Source organism: Waltera acetigignens, from assembly GCF_025567015.1.
Lineage (GTDB): Bacteria > Bacillota > Clostridia > Lachnospirales > Lachnospiraceae > Acetatifactor > Acetatifactor acetigignens.
Window position 1 is genome coordinate 89,063 of record NZ_JAOQJO010000017.1, and the last position, 12,410, is coordinate 101,472.

The 12,410-nt window shown below is 51.8% G+C and carries 5 protein-coding genes; 1 reads left to right on the plus strand and 4 read right to left on the minus strand.

From position 1 onward, the window contains the following. The 3 genes from OCV96_RS15290 to OCV96_RS15300 form a co-directional block, all read right to left on the minus strand. Window positions 1–8,910, minus strand: coding sequence for a cell wall anchor protein (locus OCV96_RS15290; protein WP_262594852.1), 8,910 nt, complete (start codon window positions 8,908–8,910; stop codon window positions 1–3). Then, the gene (locus OCV96_RS15295) at window positions 8,907–9,236 is read right to left on the minus strand and encodes a glycosyltransferase (RefSeq protein ID WP_118501494.1); all 330 of its coding nucleotides are present in this window, start codon (window positions 9,234–9,236) and stop codon (window positions 8,907–8,909) included. The genes OCV96_RS15290 and OCV96_RS15295 overlap by 4 nt, the downstream gene beginning before the upstream one ends. Before the next feature lie 190 nt (window positions 9,237–9,426). Further along, window positions 9,427–10,605 carry a site-specific integrase gene (locus OCV96_RS15300; RefSeq protein WP_330672238.1) on the minus strand — a complete coding sequence of 393 codons (1,179 nt, stop codon included), beginning with the start codon at window positions 10,603–10,605 and terminating at the stop codon, window positions 9,427–9,429. A gap of 164 nt (window positions 10,606–10,769) precedes the next feature. Here OCV96_RS15300 and OCV96_RS15305 point away from each other — a divergent pair, with 164 nt between their 5' ends. Then, the gene (locus OCV96_RS15305; protein WP_262594854.1) at window positions 10,770–11,003 is read left to right on the plus strand and encodes a hypothetical protein; all 234 of its coding nucleotides are present in this window, start codon (window positions 10,770–10,772) and stop codon (window positions 11,001–11,003) included. A gap of 614 nt (window positions 11,004–11,617) precedes the next feature. On the opposite strand, the gene OCV96_RS15310 is transcribed toward OCV96_RS15305, so the two are convergent. Continuing rightward, window positions 11,618–12,262 (minus strand): GGDEF domain-containing protein, encoded by a 645-nt coding sequence (locus tag OCV96_RS15310; RefSeq protein ID WP_262594855.1) that lies wholly within the window; start codon window positions 12,260–12,262, stop codon window positions 11,618–11,620. Window positions 12,263–12,410 lie beyond the last annotated feature (148 nt).

Below are 12,410 nucleotides of genomic sequence, written 5' to 3' on the forward strand. Positions count from 1 at the left end.
TCATTGATTTGTTTCTTGTAGCGAAAAGAGAACAGCCCAATCCACAGCGTCCTCATAATAGCTGCCGGTGGCTACATCCACAAACACGCCGGTCTGAGGGTTGCCGTTGGCTTTCATAAAGATAACCTCGATGGTATGGGTTCTGCTGACATTCTCAAAGGTGTAGGACTTCGCCGCGCCAATGCTCTTGCCGTCAATCTTGACGTTGGCGACAGCATAGCCCTTATCCGGAGTGATGGTGAAGGTCTGATCTCTGCCCTCACGGACGCTGACATTGCCGGAGGGAGAAATGGAGCCGCCAGCCCCGGCAGTTGCCTTGATGGTGTAGTAGCTGTAGCCGCTTCCGCCGCCACTGCCGCTTCCGCCTTCATTGCCGCCTGTGCCGCTATTGCCTTCATTGCCGCCTGTGCCGCTATTGCGCAGAATCGTCAGCGTGTAGGTTTTAGCACCGATTCTCACGACAATGTCGGTTGTGCCGCTGTTGGGGATGGCAACGGTTGCGCTGCCGCCGGTGGACAGAGCCTGTCCGTTGATGTTCACGGGCTCGCCGTTTCCAGACACCGCTGTGACTAGCGTAGATGTTGCTCCGCTATCATTTTGCAGCGTATAGGTATAGTTTGTTCCGTTGGCGGTAAAATCGCCGAGCCCCACTGCCAGACCTTCAAAGGTCAGAAGGTCTTTACCGGGCACTGCGGCTCGCACCACTACGCGGGTGCCAAGCCGGGAGAAGGTGACGGTTTCTGTCTGGAAGGTTTCCCCGGAGATGGCACCGCCAATACTGGTCTTTTTCGTTTCCAGAACGGTCCCGGCAGCATCCAGCAGCGTGGCCACCAGCTCTGCGCCAGTCTGAGACTGCAGGCAGTTGTTGCGCAGGGTAATGGCGGCGGTGCTGTGACCGTTGCCGTCGTTCCCCTGTGTCACATCCATCGTCAGCTGCTCTCCGGTGCGAGCCAGTGCGCCGGTCATATGGACGCTGGCCTCGCTGTCACTGCCGTTATACTCCGGCAGGCGCTGATTGCTTCCCGTTCCACCGACCTTGCCTTCCGCCCACGCCTCGGCGTACAGATAGGTACCCACATTGGGGATCTCGGTTTTGCCAATGAATGTCATATACTCACCCAGATCATAGGTCAGATCCAGTGTAAAGGTTCCCTGATCAATGCGGGCGAGGACGCTGTCTTCGGAAATGGTGATTTCATTACCGTTAACCGATACGCCGTTTGTGGTGCAGGCTACCTCTGCAGGTTCGGTATGCAGATCATCCGCATAGAACGCAAGCTTCACCTCGCGGCTCTTTCCGCCGGCCAGCGCGGCGGCAGCGGAATTATAGAGGGTCATGCGCACCGTGCGCTTGCCGGCGCTCTCCGCAATCACTTCCATTTGTGAGATTCCAATGTCGGGATAATCCAGATACACTGTGCCGTTTTCGTGGATGCCGCCGGCGGCGGTGATGGTATAGCCCGGGTCGGTCACGCGGTCCTTCACATGGTGCCAGACGGTAAGGGTGGTGCTTTCATTGGGCAGCAGTTTTTCCGTAAGGGTAGCGGTTTCCCCGCTGCCAAGGCTGACCGTTAGGTTTGTCACATCGTTCAGCCCGGTGTTGCGGATGGTAAAGTGAATGGGTGTCAGGCTGTTCAACGCCAGCGTTGCATAATCCACACCGATCTGTTCCACTGCCACCGCATCGGTGACAAAATCAGAAGTAGCGGTATAGAGGATCGTTTCCTCACCCGGAACGGTCACGCCGCCGATTACCTGCGGGTTTTCATCGTCATACCGGGTGGCCTGAATGGCGGCCTGCACCTGATTGGTGCCGCTGACATAGGCATCAAAGTGGTCAGCCAGCGTGCGATCCGGCAGCTCTGCCAGTTCCAATGGTGCGGACAGAGTGTAGGTATTTGTGGCATAGCGCAGCTTGGCCGCCTTCAAAATGCCGTGATCTACCGCGCCGTTGGCGTTATTGACAGTCTCATTCCAGACGATGGTAAGATCATTGCGGCTGCGATGATCCCCGCTGAGGGAAGCGAAGCGGAAGTCTCCGCCCACGACGGCGTTGCCGCTGCTGGTCAGGGTCGACAGAGAGCCGGGGAAACTGTTGGACATGGTGCCGCTGCCGTCCACAGCCAACAGCTGAATATCGCTGCTGCCGTCTCGGACACTGTGCCAACCGATGACAAATCGGTCATCCCCGCTGCCGAAGTTGGCTGCAACGACCTGGGGGTTTTCGTCAAGATTGCTGTCACAGGTCGCCAACATGGCTGTACCGGGAGTTCCGTCAGCAGCCACGGTACAATAGGCGATCTCGTAGGCGGAGGTATCTCCGGTTCCGCTGCGGTCCAGCGAGTAAACCGCCATAGCGGTTCCGTCGGGCAGCATGGCCGCCTGCAGTGCCTTCACGCTGCCAGTAGCACCGTTATAAAGCATTTTTGCCTTGCTCCAGGTGCCGTTAGTGCTGTCATAGCAACTGTACATGATACAATCTCTGGTCGTGAAGTTCAGCAGGTTGTTGCTGCCCTGCGTACCGGGATCGGGGGTGTAGACGTTGCGCCAGAACACGATGGCTTTGCCGTCGCCGCCCACTGCCGTGGCTGGGGCCAGATCCGGCGTGCCGTCGTTGGTTAGGCGGGTGGATGTCCAGGTTGAGCCGTTACAGACGGACACTACGATCTCCGTGCTGTTCATCAGCAGGTTTTGCTCTTCCAATGTCACGGCATCACCGGCATTTTTACCCGGCAGGTCGGTGCCCATGCGAACCCAAGCCGCCGCCGCAAAGCTGCCAGTGCCGGACAAAGAAACGCTCGTGTCGCCGTAGCCGGGGAACCCTGTGGGAGCGTCAATTTCACTGGAGGGAGTATAGACGCCGCCATTGAGGGTGGAAAAATGCGCCCGGCTGTCGTAAATACTGCTGCTGTTGCCGTCGTTGATGTAGGTCAATACCTTCCCGTCATCGCTGAGCTGTGGATAGGATGTGGGGTTGGCATTGGTCTGGATGTTTTCCAGCCCACTGGTGGAGTTCAGAGAGAACAGCATCATCCGCTGCTGGGGCTGGCCCCAGGTACGGGCATATTGCTCCAGATAGTCCCGGCTTTGGAGCGTTGCACTGCCAGAAGCCACCTGCATTCCGCTCTGGGCCGCTGCCATCCGCAGCGAAGCAAGGCTCAGCCCACTGGTGGCGCTATTCCAGTAGTCGTCGATTGTTTTCCAGTCATTAAAAGTCCTGGTGGCTCCAAGGGTTCCGGAGGCGATCACCGCCTCGTAGGAGATAAACAGGAAGGTTGCCACAAATTTGATTCCCACTTCGCTTTGGATCCCCAGAGCCTGACCATTGATCTGGCGCTTTGTCTCGTCGGCAAGATAGGTGCGGGAAAGGAACTTATTCTGACTGTCCACATCCAAATTGCCGAATAGGCCGATCTTCAGCGCCACGACCGAATAGTCAAAGCCAATACCGCCAAACGCGTGGACATAGGCGTTGATACGCAGCGTGGTCAAAAAGTCATTCACTGCCGTGGCCGTGGGATCGCTCCAGGCAAGCTCTGTACCCTCGCCCTGCCGGCCGTAGCGCACTGCGGTACGGAAATCCAGCTGAATGGCACCACCCAGCTCAAAGGTTGCTGTCAACGGCACAGGACCAGCCATGGCGTTCACGCTGAAGGAGAAGCCCACACCAACGCCGGTGGTAAATCCGCCGCCTACGGTGAAAACCTCCCACTCCTTCTTTTCGGTGTTATAGCGGATTTCCGCTTCGTAAAAGCCCTCCAACTGCAAGTTGAGATCCGTGCTGGTGACATTGTCGGCTATGGAGTTGGTTTTGTAGTCCCCCTTGGGATCATAGGTGCCCTGGGCCATCTGGCTCAGATCCCCGGTCCCGGGCACACCCACTTCCAGGTTCTGCGTCAGCACATTCGCACCCAACGCCACGCCGTCCTCGGAATAGTCCATGTCCTCCATCTCCAGCGTATTGTACCCGGCCCAAATCATGGCACGGAACACGGAGGGATCTTCGCTGGGGGTGATAATCATTTTGAACACGGAAGTGTCCACCGGACCGCTCAGATCATCCAGCCGTCCGGTCAGCACCTTGAGAATGTTACTATCGCCCACTCCGCCAAAGTCGACTTGATTCACTCCACTGGAGGATCCCATCGTCGCCAGAATACCGGTGACGCGGTCATCCTCTGTCACCTTGGGCACTCGGGTCAGATCAACGACCCGGAAGGGCATTATTTTCTCCTGTAGCAGGCTGCCGTTCAGGCGCAGCTGCGTTTTTATACCCACATCCTTGCCGTCAGCGATCCATCCAGAGGTAGTCATGGTGGTCTCGGTGAGAGTCAGATCGTTTTCCGCTACGGGGATGGATGAGAAGGGATACTGCTTGGTACTGCTGCTCTGGGCGGCAGGAATAACGCCGTATTCGTCCGCCAGCTTGAGACTGTAATTCCGCGCGTTGGCAATCTTCTCGCCCCAGAGGAACATGGTGGTGTGCAGTCTTGCTGTTTTAAAGCTGCTGTTAGGTCCAATCTTCCCAGTCGAGCTGCGGACATCCACCTTCTGACCGTTGGCAAGACCGTAATCAACACTTTGCGCCACAATGAAGGGTTTGTTTTCCTCCCCCGCCGGCACGCGCTCCAGAGAGACAACGCCCTCTGCGGTGCGCATTACATCGTCCACGCCCAGCTTGCCGTTGACGGTCAGCAGCAGCGGATAGTACTTGTCGCCGTCAATTGCGCTGATCTCCAGAATGTACTCCAGCTGATCCATAGCGGAAAGCGCCGTGGTGTTGCTCTCGCCCTTTTCGGCCGACCAGAACTGGGTGGAATCCAGATAGACGGTTATATTTCCCGCCGCATCCGTGGTATAGGTGTCGCCGGTGATGCCGCTGACAAGTGCTCCTGCCCTGGAGCCCAGCAGAGCTGTCTCGCAGTAGCCTCCGTTTTTATAAACGCCGCCACGAACGGTCACCGTCTTGTTCGCCAGCGGATCGCCGCCCGGCGTGATGAGCGTCACAGATGCCCGGGCGACTCGCCGAAGGCTGAAGGTATTCAAGGGATAAAACTGCAGTTTTGTGGCATCCCGCTCGCCGGAACGCAGATTTTCTTTATAGATGGTGCCCAGATAAATATCCGCGCCGGAGCCGGACCGCAGAGACACCTCACTGGCGATTCCGTTGGGTTCGTAAAGCGCCAGCACGCCTTCACTGTTGGTCGTGACCGTTTTGGGCACACCTTTGCCGTCGGTGTATTGCAGCGTAGTTTCCGCTGCAGGCGTCAGCTGGAAGAGATAGAACTTATTTTGCAGCGTTTTCGCTGTCACCTGTACGGCGGCACGCATACCCGTGGCGGCATGGGTAGCCGTGACGGTTGCGGTGCCGTTGGCCAAGCCGGACAGCGCCATTTTGGTTTCGGGAAGGTAGGAATCAAAGGAGAAGTTTCTGATGTCCTCATACAGTCCGCCCTGCTTGTAGTTGACGGAAATGGCATTGTTGTTGCTGGAGAGCCACCGGATGCCGTCTTTAAAGGAGTTCCATCCGTACTCGTCATAGTTGATGCCTATGTACTCGATCAGCCCCAACTCCTGGCGCAGCTGCAAAATTTCAGCTGTAACGGTGGGCAGGCTGCCGCTGACCTTGGAGGTATTGTCCATGGTCAGCTTAGAAATCGTTTCTCCTTTGTCGTTCTGCACCTTCAGTGCGTCGGCATCGTAGACATACAGGGGGAAGGAGTCGGTGCTGGGAGATTCCTCACCAGGATTCTCCACGCTCAAAACCACTTGATAGGTGTCCTTCAGATTGCCGGCTTTCACACTCTGTAATGACAGGGGGAAGCTCCCGGAGGTGCCGGATAGGCGCTCACTGTCCACCACTTTGGTGGTGGTGTTGTCCTCTGTGACCCGGGTGATGGTCAGCGTGGGCTGCAAAGGGGCGCCCTCAGTAGTGTTTTCCACCGACCAGTCGATATTGACGGCACCGTCGGTATCCTTGAGGTAAATGCTCTGGGGCGGTGTCAGCTTGGCTGTGGCAGGCGGTGCCTGCACGATGATCCAGGCAAGTGCCGACAGGCGGACGTCCTCACCGCCGGCGTTGGGGTGCGGCATGGAGACCAATACCGTGTAGGCAGGGGTATTGCCGTTGGAGAGCTTGGAGAGCACATTCTCCCCGATCCGCACGCTGTTTTTATCCTTGCCGACGGTATAAGTCGCAATGGGCTTGCGGCCGCTCAGCGCCGCCTCATTCGCGTAGTTGCCCTCATACAGGTCGATCCTGTAATTGAACTCTTTGTTCGGCGCCATCAGCGCGGCGTTGGAGCTCCACAGCACGGTGGCGGGCTGATTTACCCGCGTCACGATGGACGCGCCGCCGGGAATCACCAGTGCCAGGGAATCGCCTGCCGTCACGGTATAGGACTTTGACTTGCCCGTCACATCATCGGCAGTGTCCTCAGTCCCGTTGTCCGCCGTAAAGGTAAAGGTGACGGTTCCCACCTTGGTTCCTGTGGTGGCAACAACGCCGGTATCCTCGTTGATGGTGGCAATGAGCGTGTCACTGCTGCTCCATTTGCCGGTGGTGTAGCTGGCCGTCTCACCGCCTGCCCCCAAAACCTCTGCCTTAAGCGTGGGGCGGGTGGTTTTGCCGAGGGAAATCGTATAGTCGGCGTCATTCGCTTCCGGGACGACCTTCACCGTGTGCGCGGAAACTTTCTTTGCCACCGTAAACTGCCGGGTCAGGGGAAGAACATTCACCCAGTCAGGAGCGTCTTTCGTGCCCTCGTTGGCCTGCAGCGTCACCGTATAGGTGCGGTCGAAAGCAGAGGGTGCGATTGCATAGTCGCTAATGGTGAAGGCTTCCTTCTCTGTGTCCAGATAGACCTGCAGATAGATTGGTTCAACCGCGGAGTCGTACCTCAGCTCGAGGCGGAACGGGGCTTCCCTCGGCTCTGTGCCTGCCGGGGTGTGATAATTGCTGTATACGGTCTTGTAGGCCTGCTCCATGTTGGCGTTCATCGTGAACGATGCCTTGCCGTTGTCGTAGTCGGCGGTCAGTGCGGTGGGAGCGTTACGCATCAAGACGCTCTTCAGCGTAACGTCGGCAATCGAGTTGCTTGGATAGAGTGAGGTATCCAGCGTATGACCGAAAACATCTTCCACACCGGTCATACCATTGACGGTGACCGTGGTGTCATCCGCATCCTGCACTGGGTACCAGAGCATTGCCGTGACGCCGTAGTTGTTCATGGAAAGCTCAGCGGCGCTATACACTTTGCCATTGATGGTCACGGTGGCGTTGCTAAGATTCACGAACTCGTTAAAGGTAACTGTGATGGGCACGTGCTGTCCGCTGGCATAGGTTCCCTCCGGGGCCGTGACGCTTTGAATGGTGGGATTGTCCGTGTCCACCAGCATGGCTGTAACATTGCTGTTCTTGGTGGTGGCCCAGGAATTTTGGATTTCGCCCTGTACACTTTTCATATACAGTCGGAAGGGCAGCCAGTACCGTTGATTCCCTCTGTTTTGCGTGGTAGACTGCAGGGAGATGTTGACCGTTTCGCCCTTGTTAATCGTACAGTTCAGCGCTCTCGTTTTGTCGCTGCTGAGCTCCAGAGATGTTCCATTGAACATGTACTCCGTCAGATAGAACGGGGCATGGGGTTGTGTGTCACTATTATAGCCATACGGCGCAAAGCCATTATAGGTCTCTACATCGGTACTCCAGTTAAACTCGATGCTGGCATCGATTTTGTATGGCTGATAAAATGGGTCGGAGTCGACGGGAAGCACCGAGTTGCGGGCACCCTCCAAAATTCTGATGGTATCGCTTAGCGCAACGAAGTCCTGATTGTTGGCACCTTCGCCGATATTGTATTCATTTGCCAGCAAAGGAATATACATATCCCCCTGTATTGTTTCTGTACTTTCGTATCTTTCCTCATAGTTCGGCGCGCTCACTGATGTTTGTATTGTGGGGGCGTCAACCGTCTTTTTTAGCTTGAGCTGACAGTGGTCGGCATAAGCGGCACCGTCATAGAACACCAGATTTTCCGCATCGTAAAATTCAATCATCCCCAGCAGGTCGCCATAGGAATAAGAACCCTCGAGCCAGTCTGGGTTCCCTCCTTTGGTTGTAACCTTGACAGTGATTTTACAACCATCTAAACTGAAAGTCGAGCCTACGTCATAGGTCAGCTTGTAGGACCCGTCGCCTTGGGCGACCCCACTCGTCTCGCCTATCGAGACCTCCACACCGGTGATATACTCGCTGAGCTGGCCTTTTTGAATGCGGTAGGAAAAGCCGACCGGTTTTCCGCCATATACAGTAAAAGTCCCGGAGCTCCAGCTGTTGGTTGCGAGTTCCCCCAGCGTTTGGCTCATCATGCCGCTCATATCCACCGTCTCAACGCCCTCAGGCTTTGTGGCAGAGGCGGAATACTGCAAACTGATGCCCTGCAGCTCCAACTGCTCCATCAGGTTATTGAGATTCTCCAGAGCTTCCCCGGTAAACTCCCTGCCGGAGAAATAGGTGTCCTTGATCCGCTGCAACTCCTGTTCGATTTGGATCATGGTCTTCAAATCGCCCAGCGCCACCGGAGTCCCATCCACGTCGGCTATACGGGTGAGATCCGTGGCGGGATTTTCCAGCAGCTCCATGACAGCCGCCAGTGTCAACACCTGACCGTCCAGCGTGATGGTTTGATCCACCTTGAAATTGCCGTCTTCATCCAGCAGCCCCAAAGCGTTCAGCATGGAAAGCACCTGGTCGCTGCTATCGCCGGTCAGGGCAGAGACCTGCTCCAAAATCGCCTGATTTTCCTCGGGTGTGTTGCCTAGCGAATCGCTCACCGCTGCAAACGCCGTAGTTGGCAGCAGCGTGAGCGTCATGCACAGGCTCAGCAGCGCCGCTAAAAATCTTTTCTTCATGTTTCCTCATCCTCCTTGGTTTGTTCCTGCTGTTTATTGTTTTTTCTCAATCGTGTGCAAAACACGGTAACGACCACCGCCGCTGCAAAGGAGACGACGGCCACCAGCACATAGCCGCCCACGTCCTCCCGTAGCAGCATCGCGCCGAACACGCCCCATGCGGCTGTCTGCTCCTGCACTGCAAACACATCCGCCGCCTGCATCATCACCGCGAACAGCAGCATACACGCTGCGCTCAACCCATATATACCGCGCCGCTGCCTCCGGCGGGTGTTTTCCCGCACCCGCTGCTTGACGAGTACGACTCGTTTTGCGGTATCGTACATTTCGTTTGAACCTTCTCTCTGGATTTATTGAAATGCGGCTTAAAAAACCCTTCACTTATATAGGTACAAAAAATCGAAAAAACTCTCACCCAAAACGCAAAATTTTTCAAAGACATTTTCAAACAAACGCAAAACGACGATACCACATGGATTTCTCTTTCCATACAGTACCGTCCTATATCAATCATTATCACTTCATTGTCTTCGCCAGGGAAGTAAGCAATGCTGCCATTTCCGGATTTGCCAGTACCTTCATCAAAAGCTCTGCATCCACTCCGTCTGGCACTTCAATCTTCCTGCTGTCTCCTTTGTCTTCCTTCATTTTCGGATTCAGATTTTCCTTATTATAAAAAGCATTCTCCATCATCTCTGCATTTTTTCTTCTATCCTCGTCTATGATATGACCATATACTTCTGTTACCATATCTGCCTGTGCATGTCCGGAATCTCCCTGAACTGCCTTGATATCTCCACCACTCAATTTCAGCTTGTACGTTACACTGGTATGACGCAGACTGTGAAACACTACATCCGGCAGTCCCAGTTCATCTATAATATCCTGCATTTTGTTTCTCAGATAGCTGTCTCCGATCGGCAGTCCGAAGGTAGTTGCCATTACAAGGTTGTAATCATGATACTCATTTCCCAGGGCAGCCTTTATTTCATCCTGTTCCTGCTTCAATTCTATCAGATATTGTGCAACAGATCTTGGGATGAATACTTTTCGCGCACTGCTTTCTGTCTTTGGCGTCTTCAAGACCCTTACTGTCTTATTGTTCTTTTTCTGGGAAGGAAAGGTAAGAATTATTTCCTTTGAATTCAATGCCTCTACAGCATCTTTGGAAACTCTTTCCACCTGCTTGTTTATAATGATATAGGCCCGGTTTCCTGCAATCGCTTCTTCTGAAATATCCATCTCATCCCAGGTCAGTCCTAACAGTTCACCTATACGGAGCGTGGCTGTAAATGCCAGATCAACCGCTATAACTAATCCTATTCTTTTATTATCGATACACTCTAATAAATCAGGTATTAACTCTGTTAATCTAATATATCTTTGAATACTCCTTGCACTATCTCCTACTTGTAATGCTAACTCCTGATCCGACCTTAAATGTGTGCCATTGTGGCACGCATTTTCTTTGGTTGGTCTTCCCGCTGTCCTTTTCATTGCATCAAGCTTCATTTTATATGCAAATGCCGCTTTTCCCTTTGGATCATAGGAATAGATACTTCCGCCCTCGACACTGACTTCCGATGCCCTGACTGACATTGGAATTTCTGTTCCGAATACCTTGATAGATGCTGAATAGGTATCATACACCATTAATGAAATATCTCTGGCATAATTTATCCTGTTATCTACCATTGTCAAAAGTGGTGCGGTTCGTGTATACCGTCTATGAATGAGAATCAGACCTTTACAGCATCTTTTGGTCGAAATAAATGGCTGGTATGGGGTGCAGCTGGTGGAAAAGACGGTTCTGTAAATTATTTCCAGTTTATTGATGCAGATGGAACCGTAAGCGACCAATGGGAATTGCAGCACGCCGTGTTATGAATACCAATGATGTTATGCGTATGGTTACAGCAACTGGTGGTGGATATGGTAATCCGTTTAAGCGTCCTGCTGAAAAAGTAGCTATGGATGTTAAGAATGAATATATCACTGTGGAACAGGCCAAGGCTGACTATGGTGTTTTGGTTGATCCTGAAACATTCAAAGTGCTTGGATTGACAGAAGAACGTCAGAAAGCTGAAAAATAATATCATATTCAATGTATAAAGTAGATGCCGCAAAATCACTGAGATAAGGAATTTTGCGGCACTTCTTGTTTAGGAGATTTTTTTGTACTTTTTGAAAATATACTGATATTCTCAATACCTTTGGTCTCATAATAAGTAACCAATATCTTTTTGAATTCTACGACATAATCTGCTGGGATTGCTAAAAATCTTGTTCAGGCGTAATATGATAAATATATTGTAAAATAGATATGCAGTTTATAGTTGGAGCTTCAGGAGAAATCCTGGAGCTTTTTTGCGTCTAATTTCAATTTCGGATTAGAGCAAAGCATGTCCCACATAATTTACGAAGGGTGAGGAGCCCTATTAAGTCGAAAGGAAAATGAGTAATGTTGCGACAGAACCGAAAAGGTCGGCAATATTTACAATAGTTTGTATGAGCAAAAGCACTTGAATAGTTTCAGATAATAATCTTCTTTGAGAAGGTATTTAACTATTAAGCATGACAAGAGCCTGCAAAACGGAGTCCAGCAGGAAGATATTTTTACATCTTTTTATTTACTCTATTACGTACGTATCTTTTCCGTTTTTCTTCGCCTGATAAAGCAGACCATCCGCTATTATGACGCATTCATTTAATTTTTTCCTGCTCCTTTTACTTGATAAATTCCAATGCTGCAATGCACATTCTGCTCTCTTTCTACAGCTTTATCGTGAACCTCTTTTCTGAATTTTTCAATACGCGTAGTTAATTCATCCAAATTCCCGATATTTTGCAGGAAAAAGATGTACTCATCGCCGCCATATCTGCATGCAATATCTGACGAATCACATATTTTCTGAAGTGCTGCGGCTATTTCACATATCCAAAAATCACCAATTTCATGTCCATATGTGTCATTGACAGATTTGAAATTATCGATATCCACAAATCCTAATGCTGCCACATCACTTTCTGACATATTTTCTAAACAATTTTTAACCTTATCTCTCCCACTGGTTTTATTCCATAGCCCCGTCATAATATCGTGGCTGGCTCTGTATTCGGAAAACAATAATTCTTTTTTTGTTTCCAGCCACTGATCCGAAACCTGTGTCATATGATCTATAGAAATAATCATAGACGAAAAGAAAATCACCATATTCTGCAGATACCAGGTATCAATAATATAATCCAAAAAAGCAGTGGCTACCAGAAGGAAAACATATACCAGATACAAATAAAATGTTTTTTTACTATATTGTTTCTTCTCCAACAGCAGGGCAATTAATAATACCAAAATGTCTAAAACAAGCTACAAGATTATCGCACAAAAAAGCAATCGTAAAAAAATACGATTGCCTCAGACTGTAGACAAAACGCTTTTGGTCAGCACTCCAGAAGCGTTTTTCTTGTTTTGGGTTCAAAAAGTGTGTACTTGATCAATA